General features: G+C 45.2%; 18 protein-coding genes. 13 read left to right on the forward strand and 5 right to left on the reverse strand.

Annotated elements, in window-relative coordinates; genetic code table 11:
* The first annotated feature begins 120 nt into the window (after nucleotides 1–120).
* From GO620_RS09445 to GO620_RS09460, 4 genes are all read left to right on the forward strand, one after another.
* On the forward strand, nucleotides 121–1,731 hold the full coding sequence (locus tag GO620_RS09445; protein ID WP_157526058.1) for a CTP synthase: 1,611 nt from the start codon (nucleotides 121–123) through the stop codon (nucleotides 1,729–1,731).
* A gap of 18 nt (nucleotides 1,732–1,749) precedes the next feature.
* Nucleotides 1,750–3,567 (forward strand): membrane protein insertase YidC, encoded by a 1,818-nt coding sequence (gene yidC, locus GO620_RS09450; protein WP_157526060.1) that lies wholly within the window; start codon nucleotides 1,750–1,752, stop codon nucleotides 3,565–3,567.
* A gap of 484 nt (nucleotides 3,568–4,051) precedes the next feature.
* The gene (locus tag GO620_RS09455; RefSeq protein ID WP_198173589.1) at nucleotides 4,052–5,437 is read left to right on the forward strand and encodes an exonuclease domain-containing protein; all 1,386 of its coding nucleotides are present in this window, start codon (nucleotides 4,052–4,054) and stop codon (nucleotides 5,435–5,437) included.
* Nucleotides 5,438–5,896: 459 nt separating this feature from the next.
* A complete protein-coding gene (locus GO620_RS09460) occupies nucleotides 5,897–6,433 on the forward strand; it encodes a pyridoxamine 5'-phosphate oxidase family protein (protein ID WP_157526062.1) in 537 nt (178 codons plus the stop codon).
* Nucleotides 6,434–6,553: 120 nt separating this feature from the next.
* Here the strand turns inward: GO620_RS09460 and GO620_RS09465 are convergent, their stop codons facing one another.
* Nucleotides 6,554–6,964, reverse strand: a complete 411-nt coding sequence (locus GO620_RS09465; RefSeq protein WP_157526065.1) for an EVE domain-containing protein — start codon at nucleotides 6,962–6,964, stop codon at nucleotides 6,554–6,556.
* 41 nt (nucleotides 6,965–7,005) lie between these two features.
* Nucleotides 7,006–7,815, reverse strand: coding sequence for a methyltransferase, TIGR04325 family (locus tag GO620_RS09470; protein ID WP_157526067.1), 810 nt, complete (start codon nucleotides 7,813–7,815; stop codon nucleotides 7,006–7,008).
* A 75-nt stretch (nucleotides 7,816–7,890) separates the two neighbouring features.
* On the opposite strand from GO620_RS09470, the gene GO620_RS09475 reads away from it, so the two are divergent.
* The 3 genes from GO620_RS09475 to GO620_RS09485 all read left to right on the forward strand — a co-directional run bounded on the left by GO620_RS09475 (nucleotide 7,891) and on the right by GO620_RS09485 (nucleotide 10,983).
* The gene (locus tag GO620_RS09475; protein ID WP_157526069.1) at nucleotides 7,891–8,445 is read left to right on the forward strand and encodes a hypothetical protein; all 555 of its coding nucleotides are present in this window, start codon (nucleotides 7,891–7,893) and stop codon (nucleotides 8,443–8,445) included.
* A 68-nt stretch (nucleotides 8,446–8,513) separates the two neighbouring features.
* On the forward strand, nucleotides 8,514–10,694 hold the full coding sequence (locus GO620_RS09480; protein WP_198173590.1) for a TonB-dependent receptor family protein: 2,181 nt from the start codon (nucleotides 8,514–8,516) through the stop codon (nucleotides 10,692–10,694).
* A gap of 97 nt (nucleotides 10,695–10,791) precedes the next feature.
* Nucleotides 10,792–10,983 (forward strand): hypothetical protein, encoded by a 192-nt coding sequence (locus GO620_RS09485; protein WP_157526073.1) that lies wholly within the window; start codon nucleotides 10,792–10,794, stop codon nucleotides 10,981–10,983.
* 7 nt (nucleotides 10,984–10,990) lie between these two features.
* On the opposite strand, the gene holA is transcribed toward GO620_RS09485, so the two are convergent.
* On the reverse strand, nucleotides 10,991–12,013 hold the full coding sequence (gene holA, locus GO620_RS09490) for a DNA polymerase III subunit delta (protein WP_157526278.1): 1,023 nt from the start codon (nucleotides 12,011–12,013) through the stop codon (nucleotides 10,991–10,993).
* Nucleotides 12,014–12,080: 67 nt separating this feature from the next.
* Here holA and GO620_RS09495 point away from each other — a divergent pair, with 67 nt between their 5' ends.
* A complete protein-coding gene (locus GO620_RS09495) occupies nucleotides 12,081–12,551 on the forward strand; it encodes a type I restriction enzyme HsdR N-terminal domain-containing protein (protein ID WP_244139391.1) in 471 nt (156 codons plus the stop codon).
* On the opposite strand, the gene GO620_RS09500 is transcribed toward GO620_RS09495, so the two are convergent.
* On the reverse strand, nucleotides 12,531–14,504 hold the full coding sequence (locus GO620_RS09500; protein WP_157526075.1) for an ATP-binding protein: 1,974 nt from the start codon (nucleotides 14,502–14,504) through the stop codon (nucleotides 12,531–12,533). The two genes, GO620_RS09495 and GO620_RS09500, sit on opposite strands and share 21 nt — an antisense overlap.
* 85 nt (nucleotides 14,505–14,589) lie before the next feature.
* On the reverse strand, nucleotides 14,590–17,247 hold the full coding sequence (locus GO620_RS09505; protein ID WP_157526078.1) for a valine--tRNA ligase: 2,658 nt from the start codon (nucleotides 17,245–17,247) through the stop codon (nucleotides 14,590–14,592).
* A gap of 206 nt (nucleotides 17,248–17,453) precedes the next feature.
* Between GO620_RS09505 and GO620_RS09510 the strand changes: the two genes are divergently transcribed.
* The 5 genes from GO620_RS09510 (at nucleotide 17,454) to GO620_RS09530 (ending at nucleotide 23,045) form a co-directional block, all read left to right on the forward strand.
* Complete coding sequence (locus GO620_RS09510; RefSeq protein ID WP_244139392.1) at nucleotides 17,454–19,505, forward strand: M13 family metallopeptidase; 2,052 nt, start codon at nucleotides 17,454–17,456, stop codon at nucleotides 19,503–19,505.
* Between the two features lie 112 nt (nucleotides 19,506–19,617).
* The gene (locus GO620_RS09515; RefSeq protein WP_157526080.1) at nucleotides 19,618–20,952 is read left to right on the forward strand and encodes a rhodanese-like domain-containing protein; all 1,335 of its coding nucleotides are present in this window, start codon (nucleotides 19,618–19,620) and stop codon (nucleotides 20,950–20,952) included.
* 1 nt (nucleotide 20,953) lies between these two features.
* On the forward strand, nucleotides 20,954–21,628 hold the full coding sequence (gene mnmD / locus GO620_RS09520) for a tRNA (5-methylaminomethyl-2-thiouridine)(34)-methyltransferase MnmD (protein WP_244139393.1): 675 nt from the start codon (nucleotides 20,954–20,956) through the stop codon (nucleotides 21,626–21,628).
* Between the two features lie 108 nt (nucleotides 21,629–21,736).
* The gene (gene mazG / locus GO620_RS09525; protein ID WP_157526084.1) at nucleotides 21,737–22,543 is read left to right on the forward strand and encodes a nucleoside triphosphate pyrophosphohydrolase; all 807 of its coding nucleotides are present in this window, start codon (nucleotides 21,737–21,739) and stop codon (nucleotides 22,541–22,543) included.
* A 61-nt stretch (nucleotides 22,544–22,604) separates the two neighbouring features.
* Complete coding sequence (locus tag GO620_RS09530; RefSeq protein WP_157526086.1) at nucleotides 22,605–23,045, forward strand: hypothetical protein; 441 nt, start codon at nucleotides 22,605–22,607, stop codon at nucleotides 23,043–23,045.
* Nucleotides 23,046–23,060: the final 15 nt, after the last annotated feature.

The raw sequence follows: 23,060 nt of genomic DNA on the forward strand, positions 1-23,060 counted from the left end.
CGCCGAACTAAGTGAGAATAACAAATAAGAGATATCACTATCCACATCCAACCATTTTCTCCACACCCCCGCAAAACGCAATTTATATTCCTACTTTTGTATCCCGTACACAAGCAAATCATGACCAAATATATTTTTGTTACGGGCGGCGTTACATCGTCATTAGGGAAGGGGATCATATCGGCTTCTTTAGCCAAACTCCTGCAGGCACGCGGATACCGCGTAACCATCCAAAAGTTCGATCCTTACATCAATATCGACCCCGGGACATTAAACCCGTATGAGCATGGCGAGTGTTATGTAACCGAAGACGGTGCAGAAACCGACCTTGACCTGGGCCATTATGAGCGTTTTTTAAACACGCCAACTTCGCAGGCCAACAATATCACTACCGGCCGTATCTACCAAAATGTGATCAGCAAAGAGCGCGAGGGCGCGTTCCTGGGTAAAACCGTTCAGGTAGTGCCGCATATTACTGACGAAATAAAACGCAATTTCAGGATTCTGGGCGAAAGCGGCGACTATGATATTGTGATCACAGAAATTGGCGGTACTGTAGGCGACATCGAGTCGCTGCCTTTTGTAGAGGCGGTGCGCCAGTTCCGCTGGGAATCGGGTACGCATGATTCGCTGGTGATCCACTTGACCCTCATCCCTTTCCTTGCCGCGGCAGGCGAATTAAAGACCAAGCCAACGCAGCACTCTGTTAAGATGCTGTTGGAGTATGGTATCCAGCCGGATATTTTGGTGTGCCGTACAGAGCATCACATTAGCCAGGATATACGCAAAAAGATCGCCCTGTTCTGTAATGTAAACGTAAACGCGGTTGTAGAATCGATAGACGCCTCTACTATTTACGATGTGCCTTTGCTGATGCTTAAAGAGCAACTGGATAAAACCGTGTTGAGCAAGCTTAGGTTACCTAATAAAAACGAGCCCGACCTGGAAAACTGGAAAGACTTTTTAGGCCGCTTAAAAAACCCCACTGCAGAAGTACGTGTTGGTTTGGTGGGAAAATACGTTGAACTGCCCGATGCTTATAAATCCATCATCGAAGCATTTGTACATGCCGGTGCTAAAAACGAATGTAAGGTAAGGGTAGATTACATCCACTCGGAACAATTGACTGTTGGCAATGCTGTTGAGCGCCTGCGCGGCTTACACGGCGTATTGGTTGCACCTGGTTTTGGCGAGCGCGGCTTTGAGGGTAAGATAGAAGCTATCCGCTTTGTGCGCGAGAACAACATTCCGTTCTTTGGCATTTGTTTAGGCATGCAATGCGCTGTTGTTGAGTACGGCCGCCATGTGTTGGGGCTGGAAAACGCAAACAGTACAGAGATGAACCCCAATACGCAATTTCCGGTGATTGACATGATGGAAGAGCAAAAAAGCATTACTACCAAAGGTGGTACCATGCGTTTGGGCGCACAGGCTTGCGACCTTAAAAAAGGCACTAAGGCTGCCGCCATTTATGGCAAGCAGCATATTATGGAACGCCACCGCCACCGTTACGAGTTTAATAATAAGTACCTGGCAGACTATGAAAAGGCAGGCATGGTACCATCGGGCGTAAACCCCGAAAATGGCCTTGTTGAGGTTGTAGAACTTAAAAACCACCCGTTTTTTGTCGGCGCGCAGTTCCACCCCGAATTAAAATCAACTGTTGCTAATCCTCACCCACTTTTTGTTAACTTTGTCGCCGCTTCGCTGGCTTATGCCCGCAAGGCTTAATAGTACGACACATCGATAATGGATAGAAACCAGTTTACGGGACTTTTCCTGATCATGCTGATCATGGTAGGTTCCTTCTTTTTGCTTCAACCCTCTAAAGACGAAATAAAAAAAGAAAAAGAACGCGCGCATGCAGATTCGCTTCGCCGCATAGGGATAAATAAAACCCCGGCTGTAAAGGACACTGCATTGGCCGTTAAAAATAATACAACAGTTGATTCTGCATTGCTTAAAACGCCTTTTGGCGCGGCTACCGTGGGTACAGAGCAACTGGTTACTTTAGAAAATAAGGACCTTAAATTACAGGTAAGCACTGTTGGGGGCCGCATCTACTCGGCAGAACTAAACAACTTCCAAACCTTTGATAAAAAACCTTTGGTTTTGTTCGATGGCAAGGATAACCACTTCGGCTTTAAATTTAAGGCAGGCGGCAAGGTTTTGAATACCAATGACCTCCACTTCACATCGGTAAGCAATCAGAACGGCGCTTTAACTATGCGCCTAAGCTATAGCCCTACACAATATGTGGACTATGTTTATACGCTACCTTCCGAAGGCTATAAAGTTGCTCTTGATGTTAAGCCGACCGGTGTTGAAGGTATAACCAACATTGGCGAAAGCATAACCTTAAACTGGGATGCCAGCCTTAAAAAACTGGAGAAAGACATCAAAATGGAGCGCCAATACTCGGGCGTTTATTACCACAATACAGATGGTGATGTTGATTACCTGACAGAAACTAAGGATGATACAAAGCAGCTGCCAACTGATAAAAAGCTAAACTGGGTTGCGTTTAAGCAGCACTTTTTCTCGAGCGTACTGACTGCGAAAAGCGGCTTCGGTAAAACTACGGTAGCGCAAAGCACAGATTTGGCTTCGGCAGACATTAAGCAAATGAAAGCCGATGTAACCGTTCAGGCCGATGGGCAGGGTAGTTTCCCGATGGAATTCTACTTCATACCTAACAAGTTTGATGTGCTTAAAAAACAGGATGATGGTTTACAATTAGAGAAACTGATCTACCTGGGCTGGGGACCGTTGAAATATATTAACCGCTTTGCCGTATTACCGGTGTTCAACTTCCTGCAGCAATTTGGCTGGAACATGGGTATCATTATCCTTGCGCTTACATTCCTTCTTAAACTGGTGTTATCGCCGCTTACATTCAAGTCATATTTGTCTATGGCTAAAATGCGTGTGCTGAAGCCCGAGATGGACGACATTAAAGCTAAAGTTGGCGAAGACAACCCTACCCTTTTACAGCAGGAATATTTAAAGCTGTATCGTAAAGCAGGTGTAAATCCGCTTGGTGGCTGTTTACCCTTGCTGTTACAAATGCCGATAGTGATCGCATTCTTCCGCTTTTTCCCAAGCTTGTTTGAGTTGCGTGGACAGAGTTTCTTGTGGATGCATGACCTTTCAACGTACGATACGTTGTTGACTTTCGCTCCGCTGCCGATCTTAGGGTGGACCCACATTAGCGCCATGTGTTTGCTGATGACCATCTCAACGCTGATCTACACCTACTTCAATAACCAGATATCGGGCGCAAGCGGGCAGATGAAATACATCGGTTACATTTCTCCACTGATCTTCTTTGGCGTTTTGAACAGCTACCCTGCCGGTTTGAACTATTACTACTTCCTGGCCAACATGATGACCTTTGCACAGCAATATGTGATCAGGCTGATGGTGGATGATAAAAAGATCCACGCGCAGATTCAGGAAAACAAAAACAAGCCCGAAGACAAAAAAAAGAAAACAGGCTTTAGCGCCCGCCTCGAAGAGGTTATGCGCGCACAGCAAGCGGCGCAGGCGCAGCAGAAAAAGAAATAAGCAAAAGCCTCCCGTTTCCGGGAGGCTTTTTTTGTGGTCTAATTCACAAAGACATCATTGCGAGAAGCGAAGCGACGAAGCAATCTCATTAGGATAACATTATATGTCATGTTAAGCGTGTCCAAGCAATTTATTGAGTTTATTAAGTCGGGGATTGCCACGACCCGCTGGGTCTCGCAATGACGGGGTTATTAATTGCGTTAGCGATTGAAACGGATAGCCCGCAGTGGAGCGCAGCGGAATGAGGACTAAGAGTGGAAAGCGCGACCCGACGAAGGAGGGTAACGCCAAGATATTTTATCTGATTACACAATAAACTGTTCGTAAATCTTTCTGACATAGTCATAACACTACATATAACTATGCAACGCCTCTGATTTAATTTTCCTAACTAATATCGTCATGTGAATATTGCTTGTAAAATATTTTTCCTTCATCGACAACTAACATTATTAGCAATTACTTACATTTGTTATCCCGGCACATGATGTACGCAATTGTAGATATCGAAACCACAGGTGGCCATGCCAGCGCGAATGGCATTACCGAAGTGGCTATTTGCGTGCATGATGGCGAGCGTGTTGTAAAGCGTTTCGAAACGCTGGTTAACCCCGGCCGCGAGATCCCGGTTTATATCCGCGCGCTTACAGGAATCAGTAACGAGATGGTGGCAGAGGCGCCTTATTTTAAGCACGTTGCCCACGAAATTTACGAGTTGCTGCACGACAAGATCTTTGTAGCGCACAACGTTAATTTCGACTATTCTTTCTTAAAATATCACCTGGCATCTGCCGGATACGATTTGAATTGCAACAAGCTTTGCACTGTTAGGCTTAGCCGAAAGATATTGCCGGGCATGCTGTCATACAGTCTGGGTAAACTGTGCGCACATTTAAGTATCGTCAACAATGCGCGCCACCGCGCGGCCGGCGATGCCGAGGCTACTGCCACTTTATTTACACTGCTACTCAACAGCGACACTAATAAACACATTCCGGCGGCTTTGAAACAGCGTTCGCGCGAGCAGGTGCTACCCTCAAACCTTCCTAAAAGTGATATTGACAGACTGCCTTACACCGCGGGGGTATATTACTTTCACGACAGCAAAGGCAAGGTGATCTATGTCGGTAAGGCAGTGAATATCAAGAAGCGGGTCTGCAGCCATTTTACAGGCAATAACTCGGGCCACCAGCGACAGGAGTTCATGAAAAATATTCATCGCATTACTTTCCAGGAGTGCGGTAACGAGCTGATGGCCTTTATACAGGAATGTATCGACATCAAGCGGTTGTGGCCTGCTTATAACCGCTCGCAGAAGAACCTTGATTTTGCATTCGGATTGTATACTTATGAAGACCAGCGCGGTTACATCCGCCTTGCGGTGGATAAGCGCCGCAAGTACAGTTTACCTGTGCACACCTGCGGTTCTATGCTCGAAGGCCGTAACCTGTTGTTGCACCTGGTAGAAGACCATGGCCTTTGCCCTAAACTGTGCTTCATCCAGCAAAACGATCAGCCTTGCACGAGTGCTGCTGGCCAAGATTGTGCCTGTAACGGTGGCGAAGAGGTTTCTGACTATAACACCCGTGTGATTGCCGCGCTTAAAACATTGAAGCAAAACCTGCCGACTTTCGCTATACGCGATGAGGGCCGTAACGATGAGGAGCACAGCTGCATATTGATTGAAGAGGGCCGCTTTTATGGCATGGGCTATGTATCGCACTACTTTGATGTAGATAACTATACCAATCTTAAAAACATCCTTACCCCCTACCCGGGTAATGACTACATCCGCAACCTGGTGATCAACTATGCCGAGCGTCATCCTCATAAGAAGGTGATGTTTGAAAGGGCGGTTGTGGCAGTTTAGCGTATAAAATGTGTTGTCGTAGCAAATCATTTACGTTTGCGACGTATCGGATATTTTTTTGTTTGGAAATAATTGCGCTCATTAGCCGCTAGCGCTTCGTTCTTTTGTCTTAGCAACAAAAGAACCAAAAATGCCAAGTCAGCGCAAGGCTTCTTTTGCCGCACAAGCCTTTGCCCTGCAAAATTGCTGCTTTGGCCCTCAACCCCACAGGCCTAGTGCCCGCAGCAATTTATCACCGAAGCTGCGCGCTGACGTTTGAAAAAAAATTAATGTTGGCACAAACTTTAACGCACAAAAATGCGGCATTAGCATGTGCGGCAATCACAGGTTTGATCCCGATAGCTATCGGCATTCGCTGTGCTCTGAATGACATAGAAGACGTTTATCTATTAACTTAAAAAATTTTCACACAATATACTTTGGCATCGGTTATTAGTGCTTAACAACATCAACCAAATTATGGATAGCATTAATCAAAATCAGCCTGAAGACAACATGCAAAACCTTCAGGGCGAAGAGGCCAAAAAGAAAATAAAAGAGTTGGCAGAGGGTGCGCAGTCGTGCTTTTTTGTAACCAACATTAAAACCGGCATTCCGCTTTCTGTAAGGCCGATGTCAATTCAAAAGATCGACGATGAAGGCAACTTCTGGTTCCTGAGCGCGTCTGACAGTCACAAAAATGACGAGGTAAGCCACGACCCGTTCGTGCACTTACTTTTCCAGGGTTCTGCACACGCGGGCTTCCTGAATATTTACGGTCAGGCAGAAATAAGCCGCGACAAAGAGAAGATCAAAGAACTTTGGGAGCCTGTATTAAAAACCTGGTTCACCGAAGGTGAAGACGACCCGCGTATCACCGTCGTAAAAGTTGAACCGTTAGAAGGTTACTACTGGGATAATAAACATGGCGCTGTTGTAGCTTTCGCTAAAATGGCTATCGGCGCCGCCATTGGCAAAACCCTCGACGATTCTGTTGAAGGTACGCTGGAAGTATAACTAGACAATTATAAATAGTAATGCTGAACTTGTTTCAGCATCTCACAAGCAATTCAGTAATCGAGTTTGCTAATCAGATGGGGTGCCGAAACAAGTTCGGCATGACTTTTTTTAAGCTAACTATTCCCCGCTTCCTAAAGCAAGTATGCGGTCAAACTCTTCGGCTTTTACGCCCATTACAGACAGCCTTCCCTGGCGCACCAGACCGATATCTTTTAATTGAGCATCTGCTTTTATGGTCTGCAAAGTCACCGGTTTTTTTAATGTTTCAACAGGCGACAGGTCTACCACCACCCAGTTGGCATCATCTGTAGTTGGATCCTGGTAGGCTTCTTTTACCACTTTCGCAATACCCACAACCTCTTTTCCCTCGTTGCTGTGGTAATACAGCACCAGGTCGCCTTCCTTCATTTCTTTCAGGTTGTTGCGTGCCTGGTAATTGCGCACGCCATCCCAAAAGGTGCGGCCTTCTTTATTAAATTTTTCCCAGCTATATTTTTCGGGTTCAGATTTTACTAACCAGTGTTTCATGTACTAATTGTGTTGCGGCAAATCTACAAAATCATTCAATTTCAAAACTGCTTCCTTCTCCACAACCTCCCTTTATAATCCATTTCATCCAGTCCTAAAACGACCTTTTGGCCTGAAAGGAAATCGTAAACCGGTTCGAAGGTATCAGCCAGAAAGTTATTCATCTTGCTTTCGCTAAAGAACCAACAAGGGTAAGAGGCATCATAAAACGCCGGCGGAACGCTTTGAATGGTCAGGCGGTCGTCCGGTTCGTCAATAAAAGCTGTCCGGTCTATCATAAAGAACTCAATGCCGCTGTCCTTAACATGTTGCAGTAATTCGTAGGGCTTTTCCATGTACTGCAGCGAACTGCTGAATAACCACAATTGCGGATTGGCCTGCGCTGCAAGGCATTCTTCTAAATTATAATAGAATTTTAAATGCTGATCCTCAAAATTGGCCTTCCCTTCGGTAACAAACATCTCTTGCTCTATCAGACCCCATTGCAGCGTTTTAAGGTGTTTCAAAAACGGGTAATTCTGCCGGTAAGAGGTACCCAGCGATCCGCCATAATCTATAATGCTTAAATTGTTACCATTAAGCGAAGCTATCCAAAGCAAGGTGGCCAAAAGCGGATAGGCTACTTCAACGTGGTCATAAGTGATGGCATCGCGCTCGTATACGGCACGGCCATTTTTCACTTCGGCAGCAGCGGCACGCACTCGCTGTAAAACGCTGCCGGCATTGTAGCCCGTTGTTTTACTTAGTGCCTGCTGCCAGGATTGATAGCGCCCATGCCAGCCATATTTAAAGCTATGGCGCAGTATGCGCTTTACAATGGCCGGTACAAATTCGCCTTTCTTTAATGCCATACAGGTAATGCTTAATGACCAAATATATGGCTTAGTGATTGTTAATAAGCGTTGATTTAAATAGTTTTGCAGCTGATGATGAAAAGGGCCGCTGCCATATTACTGCTTTTAGTAACGCTGTATAATCTTGGCGGTTACCTGCTGGCTTTTCAGCTGGTCATCTATCATTCAAATAAACTGGCCGAACAACAGATCAGCAGCAATAAATACAACGAAGCCGACCTGGTCGAAATAAAGATCCCGGTGCGTTTACCCGGCATAGACAGTTGGCGCGGCTACCAGAATGTAAGCGGTACCGTAGAATTAGAAAAAGGGGCCTATAACTATGTGCGTATGAAAATGAGCACCGACACCATCTATGTAATGTGTGTGCCCAATTATAAAACTACCCGTTTGTTGAAGGCTAATGTGATCTGCGCCAAAGAGGTAAGTGATGCACCTTTTAACGAGAAGAAACAAAACATTCCGGTTAAAAGCGTCAACCTGCTTATTGATGGTATTGCGCAACGACTAACTATCTCGTTGCCGCAGCAGGAAATATTCATCCAAAAATTGCCTGCAACAAACGCTAAATTGCTGGCCGGCGTCTTAAATACTGCCGCACGCCCGCCCGAAGGATTTCTTTCCTAAAATTTTTATCAGTCCTTTTTAACAGCGATGGCTTTGCCATGGCTATTCTCTTTATTCAAAATATTCGTATGAAATTCTTTTACAAGATATATATCCTTGCTACGCTGTGCGCTATCGGCTTAACTGCATCGGCCCAGGATAAAACACAAAAACGCATTGAGCTTGATAGCGTGATCATACGCGAAACACGGGCAAAACACCTTCCCGATGTAACGGGTACTACTATTAACGCCGGTAAAAAAACTTTTTTGGTGTTACCAACAGAAGGCAAAGCAAACTTAGCCGGAAACAACGCCCGTATGCTTTTTGCGCAAGTACCAGGCGTTAACGTTTGGGAGATGGACGGTGCAGGGCTGCAACTAAACATCGGCACCCGCGGTACGGATACGCATCGTTCTATCGAGACAAACTTCAGGCAGAATGGTTATAATACCAACTCTGACATATTTGGCTACCCCGAGAACCACTATACCCAACCTTTGCTTGGCGTTCAGGAAGTGCAGATAGTGCGCGGATCTGCAGCGTTGCAGTATGGCAGCCAGTTTGGCGGCATGGTTAACATGATCATGAAAGGGCCCGACAGTACAAAGAAATTCGGCATTGAAAGTTATCAAAACGCAGGGTCAAACAATTTCTTTAACTCGTACAATGCTATCAGCGGCACCAGCGGAAAGATCAGTTATTACGCCTATTATTCTAACCGCAGCGGTGACGGATGGCGCCCTGATGCCGCTTTTAGCTACAAGGTTTATTATGCACACATAGCTTATCAATTTAATGCCAAAGGCACTATAGCTTTAGAATTTTCTAGGATGGATTATCGCCAGCAGATAGCCGGCGGTTTAACAGATGCCCAGTTTGATGCCAACAACAGGCAGGCAACCCGTTTCAGGAACTTCTTTAACCCAGAGATCAACATCCCGGCGCTGATCTTTAATTACAACTTTAACCCTAACACTAAATTGAATATTATCAGCCATGTCATTATCGGTCAGCGAAACAGTGTGCAATTTATTGCCAACCCCAACGTGCCCGATACGGTAAACACTGCATTAAAAAGCTACAACCCCCGCCAGGTTGACCGCGACTATTACAAAGGCTTTACCGCAGAAGCCCGCCTGCTGCATAATTATAAACTGGGCGATATGATGAGCACCTTCACCGGCGGTGTGCGCTATTTTACCGAAACAACCAATCGCAGGCAAAAAGGCATTGGCACCACCGGCACAGATTTCGACCTGAGCATTGTGCAGCCTTATGGTATAGATGTTAACCTGCATACAGATAACTATGCCGCCTTCGCGGAAAATATTTTCCGCATTACACCTAAATTCTCGGTAACGCCGGGCTTCAGGTATGAGCTGATCAAAACCTCGTTAGATGGCGTTGTAAATAACCGGACGTTTCCTGTAAATTATAACAGTCAGCGCAGTTTCCCCCTGTTCGGTACAGGCCTGCAATATCAGCTTACTGCTAACGGACAGCTTTATGGCAACATCTCACAGGCTTACAGGCCATACATTTACGCGAGCGTTACCCCTGCCGACCAGTTCAGCGTGATCGACCCCAATCTTAAAGACAGCAAGGGCTATGACATCGACCTGGGATACCGTGGCCGCGTAGGTTATATTTTTAGTTACGACGTTAATCTGTTTCGCGTTTATTACGGCAACCGTGTGGGTAATTTAACGCTTACCAATGCGAGTAATATCTCGTACCTGTATGTGACCAACATTGGTAACATGGTTGCCAAAGGTATCGAGGCGTTTACTGAGGTATCGCTGCTGCGTTCATTCAACCACTCATCAGTAAGCGACATCAGGTTGTTCAATTCCTTCCAGTATGACCATGCCCGCTACATAAGCGGCGTGTATAGCCAGGGCGGTAAAATCCTGCCGCTTACCGGAAACTATGCCGAGGGAACCCCGGAGTGGATTGACCGCGCTGGTTTAACTTACCTGGACAGGCATATAACCGCTACCCTGCAATATAGCTATGTGGGTAAGAACTTTAGCGATGCCAACAACACCACATTTAACGCGATTGGCGCAAGCGGTATAGTGCCGGCGTATCATGTTTTTGATTTGGCGTTTAAATATTCATTCCTGAAACATTACCAGTTTACCTGCAACATCAATAATATGTTTGATGCTAAATACTTTACCCGCCGCATTAACATGTATCCCGGCCCCGGCATCCTGCCTGCCGAGGGGCGCACATTTAATATCGGTGTAGGGATAAAGATATAAACTAGTTTACTAAGTCATTTTAAAGAGGCCCTTTCGCTAAAGCGGAAGGGTTTTCTTTTTAATTAAACATTCGCGGTAACCGGTGGTTAGTGATACTATGAGAGACGGATTATTTGAGTACGGCGACGCAGTAATAGTTACGGCTACCGACGAAAAAGGCATAGTGAATATTAACCAGGTTAGTGAAGATGACGCGATCGAGGTGAAACTTAATTCGGGAGAGATCAATCAATATCATCAGGACGATCTGGAATTTGATCTGGATTTCAGGCCCGACACGGGTGAATAGACACAGGTTAGTGCAAGATCTTAAATAACATTTCTTTCATCAACTCGCCGTGCGGCGCACCGCCGTCTACCCCTTTTGAACGCAGATCACATTCGCGCAGCAGGCTAATGATGTTCATCGTTTTGCCGTAGTCAAAGCTGCGTGCCGCCGCCTCGTAATCCTTTGCGAAAAATGGGTTGATGCCCAATTCGCGTGCGATACCGTTTTGCGATTTATCCTTCAGGTAATGGACCTGCAGTATCTTGGTAAAAAAGGTATTAAGGTTTGCCAATACCACCACAATTGGATTTGCCTTTTGATTGGCATCAAAGTAGTTGATGATCTGGTTCGCTTTGAAAACGTCTTTGCGGGCAAGCGCGGTTTGTAACTCAAACACATTGTATTCTTTGCTGATACCAATATTATCCTGAATCTCTTTTAAAGATATCTCCTGACCGGCCGCGATGTTCAGCATTAACTTATCTAATTCATTGGCAATTTTAGACAGGTCGTTACCTAGGTATTCGGCCAGCATCGCGGATGCCTGCGGCGCGATCTTGTAACTCTTGGACGTCACGTAGCCTTTTATCCAGGCAGGCAGCTTATTGTCGTAAAGTGCCGCCGATTCAAAGATCAGCCCGTTTTTATCTATCGCTTTGTATGCTTTTTTGCGTTTATCAAATTTGCCGTACTTATAGCAAAAAACCAGGATGGTGCTTGGCAGGGGATTATCCAGATAACTTAGCAGCGGGTTGATGCCTTTTTTATCGTCATCCTCTTTGCCCCATTTCATGTCCTGTGCTTCCTTGACCAGCACAACCTGGTAATCGGCCATCATGGGGTAACGTTTGGCAGCACCCAAAACGGTCATGATATCAGTATCCTTGCCATAAAAAACAGACTGGTTAAAACCTTTCTCGGCATCGGGTAAGATGTTGTGTTCAACGTAGTTACTCACCACATCAATGAAGTAAGGTTCCTCGCCGTGCAGTAAGTAAACAGGTTTAAATTTGCGGCTTTTAAGATCTTTAAGGATATCCTGGGCTGTCATAAAACTTCCTGCCAATTTACGGATTTATGCATTAGGATTTGGCGCGCATTATCAGCAATTTCGCAGGGTGAACGTATTGCAGCCGTTAAATTTACCTCCCTATCCGTTTAAAATAACCGAGCGTGACGGCAGTTATTTCATGTTCGATGAGATCCGCAAAAAGGAAATCCTCGTCACACCGGAAGAATGGGTACGGCAGCACTTCATCCGGTTTCTGATCGGCCATAAAGGCTACCCAAAATCATTGATCAAAGTAGAAGGCGGGCTTAAGCTACACGGCATGCAGCGCCGCAGCGATATATTACTGCATAACAACAACGGGCAAAAGATAGGCCTGGTAGAATGTAAAGCGCCGGGCGTGCCCATCGACCAAAAAGTATTTGAGCAGGCTGCAAATTATAACATGGTGCACAAGGTGCAACTGTTAGTGGTTACAAACGGACTTACTACCTACCAGGCGCAAATCAATTTCGAAGAAAAGAATTATAAGTTTCTAGAAGAGCTCCCTGCCTACAACTCAGGCTTGGGGAACAGATAACAAGGCAAGCATTTTGTCTTTAAGCTCTTCGGGCTTAAACGGCTTGGATACATAATCATTCATACCTACAGCATATACCTGGTCTTTAATGTCCAGCAATGCAGATGCGGTAAGCGCGATGATTGGTATGCCTGATTTTTTAGGGTCAGACATTTCACGGATCTGAGAAGTTGCTTCAAAGCCGTTCAATACAGGCATCTGCAAGTCCATCAGCACAATATCAAAATTGGCTTTCTGCATCTCTTCAACCGCAACGGCGCCATTCTCCGCAAACACGGGCGTGATTCCCCATTTAGATAATAGCTTTTTCATCAGCATCACATTCACCATATTGTCTTCTGCAATAAGAACACGCACATGTGACAACGAATCCTGCACTTCCTCAACCGGTGCAGCTGCAACAGGTTCCTGTACAGGAGGTATTGGATTATTTATTGTTGATGGGACCGGAACCCCAACAACGTGCGCACCGGTATTAATTTCGGGAAGTGCTGGACTCATGCCCGTACCGTTCAAATCCAGCTTAGGTGCAGGAGGCGGCGGTGTAAAGGTCATGATGCGCTGCTGCGAATCTTTGGCGGCGATCTCGAATTCCATCTTAAATGAGAATTCAGATCCACGGTTTTCCTTACTGTTTACTACAATGTCAATGTGTTGCAGATCAAGCAGGCGCTTAACAATGGCCAAACCTAAGCCGGTACCACCGTATTGACGGGTAGTGGACATAGACTCTTGCGCAAACGCTTCGAAGATTAGCGCCATGTTATCTTTCTTGATACCAATACCTGTATCTTTTACAGAAAAGTTAACCAACAGGCGGTTTGCAGTGCTATCGAGGCAGGTAACAGTAACCCAGATATTTCCTTTTTGAGTAAACTTGATGGCGTTACTAACAAGGTTGAAAATAACCTGGGTAATACGCGTTGGGTCGCCTAAAACTGTACGTTGTTTCAAGACCTCGTCTATCTTAATCTGGAAACTTAAGCCTTTCTCGTTCGCTTTGATGATCTGTGCACCGCAAATGTTATCAAGCAACTCGGCAATGTTAAAGCGGATACTTTCAAAAGATATTTTGCCCGACTCGATCTTGTTAAAGTCGAGTACGTCGTTAACGATCGATAACAGGTTCGTTGCCGAGAATTTAAGGATCTCGAGGTTTTCCTTCTGATCCTCGCGCGGGGTACCCATCATCAGCAGGTTGGTCATCCCGATTACCGCGTTCAGCGGGGTACGTATCTCGTGCGACATGGTCGATAAGAAGTCCGACTTAGCCTGGGTTGATTGCTCCGCCTTTTGGATGGCAACTTCCAGCTCGGAATTTAATTTAGACTGTGCCGCGCTGGTAGACCAAAGCTGTTTGATGTTGCCTAAGAAAGCTGAGTAAAAATGACTATGAATAAAGATGATGAGGATAAAGTTGATCAGGATAACCATAATGGTTATCGATGGATTAATGGCCTCCGGCTTAATCGGAATGAGATACATGTGCATGTAGCGCAGCACCATAAAGGCCATGGTAGGCACCAAATTTATCATAGAGTAGAACATGCCATAACGCTGCCCTACCGTATAAAAGCTAGCCAGGATAACTATCAGAATAAGCTGGATACATACGATATCTACAACCTGCGAAATAATATATAGATTGCTGATATTGAACGCCGTAACAACAATTAGTAACACGTGCGACACAGATTTCCAGTCGCCTGTTGCTGTAAGGTATTTAAACAGCACCGCGAAAATCAGGTTAATTAAAATACCGACGTATAGCAGGTAACTGTAATCGCCCTTTTGGGATTGTAAGAACAGAACTACCGTTGTTGCCGAGAAAGCAAAGAATGAAAAGATTAAGGCATAGTAAAGCAAACTCACACGCGCCTGGTCTAAAACAGACTGGTGGGGGTTAATTATCTTCTTTAATGAAAAATTAAATAAGCCCGCTTTGGTAGCCATAATTTAAATTCAACCGGAATAAATGTCCGCAAAACACATCAGTTTATAGGGGACATTTGAGGTCAAAGCAATCTCAATATTACAATTAGTTTGCCAAAGCTGCAAGGGCTTCGTTTACAACTTTTAATTTCGATTCGGCATCGGCGCGCTTCTTCAGTTCGTTATCAACCACCTCTTGTTTGGCGTTTTGCATAAACTTTTCGTTTTGCAGTTTCGCGTTCACAGATTTCAAGAAACCCATTAGGTATTCGCTTTCCTTCTGCAGGCGTGCCTGCTCTGCAACAGGGTCTAACTTAGCCTGCAAAGGCACATAATACTCATCTGTAAGAACCATAAATGACCCGGCTTGAGTCAATTTTTCTTTGACAAACCTGATATCCTGAACGTTGCCAAGCTTTCTAATGATGTTAAAATACCTTTCGAGTTCGACAGTAGAATTAAGTTTTACGGCAAGATCGACACCCTCTTTTGGCGCGATTTGATTGCTATTTCTAATATTTCGTATGCCTGAAATTATTTGCTTAATAGTTTCTACCTGCTGCAAAAGCGTTGGATTAATTTCCCCAACTTTGGGCATTTCTGCCACAATACAGCAGTCGGTCGGGGCACGTTCGCCGAACAGTTCGTCATGCCATAATTCTTCTGTTATGAAGGGCATAAACGGGTGTAAAAGCTTTAAGATCTTCTCGAAATATTCGACCGTTACTTTATAAGTTTCCGCGTCGATCGGCTGCTGATAAGCAGGCTTGATCATCTCCAGGTACCAGGCGCAGAAATCGTCCCACACCAGTTTATAAGTAGCCATCAGTGCTTCCGATAAACGGTACTGACTAAAGTTGTCTTCGATCTCTTGCAATGCTTCATTGAACCTGCTTTCAAACCACTGTATCGCGACAGTATTGGGGTTAGAAAGATCTTGGTCAATCTCCCATCCCTTTACAAGTTTAAACGCGTTCCATACCTTGTTGCCAAAGTTGCGGCCTTGCTCGCAATAGCCTTCATCGAACATCAGGTCGTTACCGGCGGGCGAGCTTAACAACATGCCTACACGCACACCATCTGCACCATATTTTTCGATCAGCCCAAGCGGGTCGGGCGAGTTGCCTAACGACTTTGACATTTTACGGCCTAGCTTATCCCGAACGATACCTGTTAGATAAACATTGGTAAACGGTTTTTGCCCGCGGAACTCATGCCCTGCCATTATCATCCTGGCTACCCAAAAGAACAATATCTCAGGAGCGGTTACCAGGTCATTAGTAGGATAGTAATAGTTAATGTCGGCATTGTCAGGGTTTTTAAATCCGTCAAATACAGATATCGGCCACAACCAGGATGAGAACCAGGTATCTACCACATCTTCTTCCTGGCGTAGGTCGGCAATTGTCAATTGTTTATTATCAGTTATCAGTTGTTGAGCTTCAACCAAAGCTTCTTCAGCAGTCTTGGCAACAACGAACTTACCGTTTGGAAGATACCACGCCGGGATACGCTGCCCCCACCACAATTGGCGGCTTATACACCAATCCTGCACATTTTCCATCCAATGGCGGTACGTGTTGATGAACTTTTCGGGGATTAGTTTTACATCACCATTTAATACATCGTTTAGTGCAGGTTTAGCCATCTCATCCATCTTGCAAAACCATTGCATAGATAATTTAGGCTCTATCACGGCGTCGGTCCGTTCAGAAAAACCAACTTGGGATTTGTATTCTTCTACTTTCTCCAGCGCACCTGCCTCTTCAAGCATTACAGCTATTTTTTTACGTGCCGCAAAACGGTCTTCGCCCACAAGTATCTGTGCGCGTTCATTCAGGCTGCCATCATCATTCAAAATGTCGATACTTTCCAAGCCATGCTTTTGGCCAAGGTTGTAATCGTTCAGGTCGTGAGCAGGTGTAACTTTTAAACAACCGGTACCAAATTCCATATCCACGTACTCATCTTCAATAATGGGTATTTCTTTATTGAGCAGCGGAATGAACGCCTTTTGACCTTTGAGATGTGTAAAACGGGGATCATTAGGGTTGATACAAATCGCCGCGTCGGCCATAATGGTCTCGGGACGGGTAGTGGCAATAGTGAGAAAGTTGTCAGTTGCCGGTTCAGAGTTGTTTTTATTTTGACTTATCGCATAGCGTATATAATATAGCTTTTGGTTAACCTCTTTCCGGATAACTTCTTCATCGCTTACAGCGGTCTTGCCTTGCGGATCCCAGTTTACCATCCGCACCCCACGGTATATCCAGCCTTTTTTGTAGAGGTGTATAAAGCTGTCGATCACGGCGTCAGACAGGTCATCTTCCATCGTGAAACGGGTACGGTCCCAATCGCATGATGCGCCTAATTTCTTCAGCTGCTCCAGTATGATGCCGCCGTACTTGTCTTTCCATTCCCATGCGTATTTCAGGAACTCTTCGCGGCTTAGGTCTTTTTTGTTGATGCCCTGTTCTTTAAGCATGGCAACAACCTTAGCTTCTGTGGCTATACTGGCATGGTCTGTACCGGGTACCCAGCATGCATTTTTGCCTTTCATGCGTGCACGGCGGATGAGTACATCTTGTATGGTATTGTTTAACATATGGCCCATATGCAGCACCCCGGTAACGTTTGGCGGTGGTATTACAATGGTATAAGGCTCGCGTTCATCAGGCACAGACCTTAAGAAACCATTTGTTAACCAGTAATTATACCACTTAGCCTCTGCATCCTTTGGCTGATATGTTTTAGAAATACTCATAGCGGGCAAAAATAACAAAACCCCCTTAATCCCCCTAAAGGGGAATTTTAATTCGGTAATAAAACCCATTTGATATTATACCACTCAATCACTTATTCACCAACTCCCTAATGCCCTCACTGACCGACTATACAAAAGGTAACAGTTTAGTTACTTGCATTACTGCCTTATAAGTAGTTAATTGAAACCCTTTTAACAACTAAATGATGAGATCACCCATAACTAAACTAACCATTGCGGCAGCGGTATGTCTGTCTGCAAACGCGTTTGCAGGCGGCATTGAGAATGCCCCTAAGAAACCTGCGCCCCGGAAGTACATCGACAAGGCCAACATGGACCCAAGTGTAAGACCTGGCGACAATTTTTATGAATATGCTAACGGTACCTGGCTTCAAAGAAACGAGATCCCGCAAAAAGAAACCCGTTGGGGCTCATTCAGCATTTTGCACCAGGCAAATACCGAAAGAGTATTGACGATCCTGAAAGATGCAGGCGGTAAAACCTATCCAAAAGGCAGCGTTAAACAACGTGTAGGCGATCTTTACAATAGCGGAATGGATACTGCTGCAATTGAGCGCCGCGGTTACGATCCGATAAAACCTGATCTGGAGCGCATCAGCAAGATATTTAACCTCAGTGGTGTAATAAATGAAATCACTTATGAGCGTGCAAATGCTTTGGGCAGCCCGCTGTTCGGGTTTGGTGTAGGCCAGGACCCTAAGCATGTTACCCGCTACATTGTAAGCTTTAACCAGGGCGGCACCAGCCTGCCCGACCGTGATTACTACCTGGTAGATAACGCGCGTAACCAAAAAGTACAGACTGCTTTTAAACAATACATCTCTACCCTATTCCAACTTACAGGCACAGGCGCTGCAGCATCGCAACGTAATGCCGAGACCGTTTTCAACATAGAGAAGCAATTGGCCGGCGCTCAAATGAGCCGTATTGCCATGCGCGACCCTAACAAAACCTACAACAAATTTTCTGTCGCCGATTTTAGTGCCACCACACCTCACTTAAACTGGGCTGTGCTGATGCCGCAAATGAAGGTGAACGGCCAGGATAGCGTGCTTGTACGCCAGCCGGAGTTCTTTAGAAGCGCTGATAACATTCTTACACAGATCTCTGTGGACGATTGGAAAACCTACCTTACCTGGGAGATACTGCGTAATTCGGCTAATACACTGAGCTCGCCTTTTGTTAAAGCAAGCTTTGCTTACAGCAGCGTGCTAAGCGGCCAGCAAGTGCAGGCACCGCGCACAGAGCGTGTTGCCGCTTTGGTTGACGGCAGCATCGGCGATTTGTTGGGCCAGCTTTACATCGAAAAATATTTCCCGCCTGCGGCTAAAATCTATATGGTGAACCTGGTAAATAACCTGAAGATCACTTTGGGCGACCGTATTAAACGCCTTGATTGGATGAGCGACGAAACCAAACAACGCGCGCTTAAAAAACTGTCTGCGTTTGGTGTAAAGATCGCTTACCCGGATAAATGGCAAACCTACCCCGGCTTAACGTTTACACGTGATGACTATGCAGGCAACTTGCGCAGGTTATCGCAATGGCGTTATAACGAAAGCATTAGCCACTTGGGCAAACCTTACGAGAAACGTTTTAACATGACGCCGCCGACGGTTAACGCCAACTACAGCCCTACAAATAACGAGATCACCTTCCCTGCAGGGATATTGCAGTTCCCGTTCTTTGATTTTGGCGCGGATGACGCGGTTAATTATGGCGGTATAGGCGCGGTAATAGGTCACGAAATGACCCACGGTTTTGATGACCAGGGCCGACAGTTTGATGCCGATGGCACGCTGCGCGACTGGTGGACCAAAGCTGACGCGGACAAGTTTAAAACCCGTGCCGATTTAGTGGTAAATCAATACGACCAATTCACGGTTTTGGATACCATTCATGTTAAAGGCCGCCTTACTTTAGGCGAGAACCTTGCCGATCTTGGTGGTTTAAATATCGCGTACGAAGCATTTAAGAAAACTAAAGAAGGACACAGCAATACTAAGATCGACGGTTTTACACCAGATCAGCGTTTCTTCTTGTCTTGGGCACAAGTGTGGCGTAGCAAACAGCGCCCCGAAACTGCTGCATCACGCATTTTGACAGACCCGCACTCTCCTGAACAATATCGTGCCAACGCGCCATTGACGAACATAGATGCATGGTATACCGCGTTTGATGTTAAACCGGGTGATAAGCTTTACAAAGCACCGGCAGACCGTATTAAGATCTGGTAATAACCATTATCTTAATTTTTAAATCCAAAGCCGCCCCGATAAATGGGGCGGCTTTTTTATTGTTCACTAAACCATGCCGCGTAGATTTTCTAAACCTTTATCTTTGTCGTAGATGTTCATACACCAGTTTTACGACAAAAGCCTAGCACATGCATCTTATGCAATTATCAGCGCAGGCAAGATGATGGTTATAGACCCCATGCGCAACCCGCAGCCTTATTATGACATGGCGTTCCAGCACGAGGTAGACATAACCGGTGTAATAGAAACTCACCCACACGCAGATTTTGTTAGTTCGCATTTAGAAATTCACAAACAAACCGGTGCAACTATTTATGTAAGTAAACTGGCAGGAGCCAATTACCCGCACCAGACTTTTGATGAAGGCGACGAAATTAGATTGGGTGATATCACCTTAAAAGCTATCAATACGCCCGGCCACTCCCCTGACTCGATATGTATTTTACTGGAAGATGAAGGCGGCCAGCTGACGACGATCTTTACCGGTGACACGCTATTTGCAGGAGATTTAGGCCGCCCCGACTTACGGGAAAACGCCGGCAACATCACGGCTAAGAAAGAAGAACTGGCACGAAGCCTGTATCAAAGTACGCGCAATAAATTGATGCAATTACCTGAGGATACCGTAGTGTATCCGGCGCATGGACCCGGCTCGCTGTGCGGTAAAAGCATGAGCCCTTACCTGCAGACAACCATAGGTAAAGAACTGCGCGAGAATTATGCTTTACAACTGATGGACGAGTTACAGTTTATTAAGCTAATGACGTCTGATCAGCCATTTATGCCGCAATATTTTGGCTACGATGTAGAGCTTAATAAGAACGGCGCGCCTGATTTTAAAGCCGCTGTTGCAGCAGTTCCAAGATTGTCGAACAATGCCCGTTTGACAGAAGGTGTCGTAGTGGTAGATACCCGCACCGAGCGGGATTTTAAAAGCGGCCACCTAAAGGGCGCCTTCAACATACAGCTTAACGGCAAATTTGAAACGTGGTTGGGGTCAGTGCTAAATACCGATGAGCGCTTTTACCTGATAGCTGACAGCGAAGAAAATCTAAATAATGCTATCGCCCGCACAGCTAAGATAGGTTACGAAAAAAACATTGCCGGCGCTTTATTACGACCGGACAATTCAACCTACCAATCGCCTGAGTTAGATCATTCTGATTTTAATGCCAATCCAGATACATATACGATTGTTGATGTTCGCAACTGGAACGAGATCAACGAGAAATTAGTGTTTAGCAATGCGGTAACTATTCCTTTGCCGGAACTACGCCAACGAATAGACAGTATACCTACAGAAAAATCCATTGTAGTACACTGCGCCGCAGGTTACCGCTCGGCAACAGCGAGCAGTATTATTGCATCTCAGATAACTACGGTCCCGGTTTATGACCTGGGCGAGGCCATATCAGCGTACCTGTAAATTGGATCAGACATTAAAAATAGTTGACACTGCTGACGGGTCTAAAACCATTTGGAATGAGCAGGTTGGCGAACATTACCACTCGCGCAATGGTGCCCTGCAAGAGAGCAGGCATGTTTTTGTAGAGGCTGGTTTACAATATTTCTTATCAGTTAGCGGCGCATCTGGGGTAAATATTCTTGAAGTTGGTTTCGGCACAAGGCTTAACTTTTTGCTTAGTGCTAATCATTGCATAAAAACCAATGTTAACTTAAATTATGTTGGAATTGAAGCCTATCCCCTTAGTAAACAATTGATCGGACAGACAGGTTACGACCAATATCTGTCAACTGACATTTGGCAAAATTTTTTGGACAAATATCTCCATGCGTTTCAGTCTAACACTGAGATTGCTCAAAAGATAAAGCTGAATATCGCTCCTGTCGAGTTGCTGAAATTTAGTAGCGCGCAGCTTTTTGACATTATTTACTTTGATGCATTTGCCGCTGCGCATCAACCAGAAATGTGGAACGCCGAAGCCATAAGCCACACAGTGAAATTTCTGAAACCGGGTGGTGTGCTTGTTACCTACGCAATCACCGGCGATCTAAAACGCATGTTAAAAGGCCTTGGCTTTAAAATCGAAAAACTTCCCGGCGCGGCCGGTAAGCGTGAGATGCTCAGAGCAACAAATTAGTGAATAGCTGATTGAGTAAGGTGTAGTTGTCTTTTAATGATGGCCTTTGCTGTTATCACAAGCAAGCCAATAACCATTAACTTGGTTACAAATAACTAACTTTACACCATGGCACTCACCCCTCCTGTAAGTTCTGCTACGGCCGCCGGCTCGTTCGAGCGACTGCTAACCATCATGAATGATCTGCGCGAAAATTGCCCATGGGATAAAAAGCAAACTATGGAAAGTCTGCGCCACCTTACCATCGAAGAAACTTACGAACTTTCTGATGCTATCCTATCCGGGGATACCGATGAGGTGCGTAAAGAGTTGGGCGATATTATGCTGCACCTGGTGTTTTACGCGCGAATTGCTTCAGAGACCAATCAGTTTAATATTACTGACGTTCTTAATGGCATTTGCGATAAACTGATAAATCGCCACCCGCATATTTACAGCGACGAACAAGCCGATGATGAGGCCGCAGTAAAACGCAACTGGGAAAAAATTAAGCTTAAAGAAAAAGGGAATGTGTCCGTTCTTGGCGGGGTACCTTCTTCCCTGCCCGCGTTGGTGAAAGCATCGCGGATCCAAGAGAAGGCCCGTGGAGTAGGTTTCGACTGGGAAAACAAAAGCCAGGTTTGGGAAAAGGTTGAAGAAGAACTAAATGAATTTAAAGCGGAATTTAACAGGCAGGACGACGAGCCGATCGACGCGGAACGGGCTGAAGGCGAGTTTGGCGATTTACTATTTTCATTAATTAACTTTGCAAGGTTTGTAGACATAAATCCGGAGAATGCGCTTGAGAAAACAAATTTAAAATTTATCAAACGGTTTAAACATCTCGAGGCGCAGGCAAAAGCGGCTAACAAAGATCTGCATGATATGACCCTCGCCGAAATGGATGTCTACTGGAACGAAGCAAAAAAGTTATAAAATAAGATCACATGTGTTGCGTTTAAGCTTTTAAGCACGTAACTGTAAAAAATTGAAGTCTATGCGTAAATTATTATTCGTATTGCCATTTGCGGCAATGTTTTTTGGTAGCTGCTTACCGTCAAATTCAAACGACACCCCAAATCAAATAACTGTACCAACAGGGATTTTTACCGGCCAGTTTAGAAAAATCCACAAAAACATGACGTCCGGAAAAATGGATACTATGAAAGCTAATTTTCGAATGACCATGTCAACTGATAGTGGTTATAAAGTTACCGCCGATACCACTACTATACATGCGGGCAGTAAGGGAGCGTTTCAAGTGACTACCGGCTTTATCTATTTTGTAGATAGTACTTATCCAAAAACGGGCACACCTGTAAAAACACATTTAGCAGGCACATATGCTTACGTGTTTGATGGTTCTGTATTTAAGATGGCAAACCCCACAAGCTCTGTCGATAGCATTTTTTATCAGTACGATTTAAAGAAACAATAAGCTACAATGCTTGAT

This window comes from Mucilaginibacter ginkgonis, assembly GCF_009754905.2.
In the GTDB taxonomy this organism is placed as follows: Bacteria; Bacteroidota; Bacteroidia; order Sphingobacteriales; family Sphingobacteriaceae; genus Mucilaginibacter; species Mucilaginibacter ginkgonis.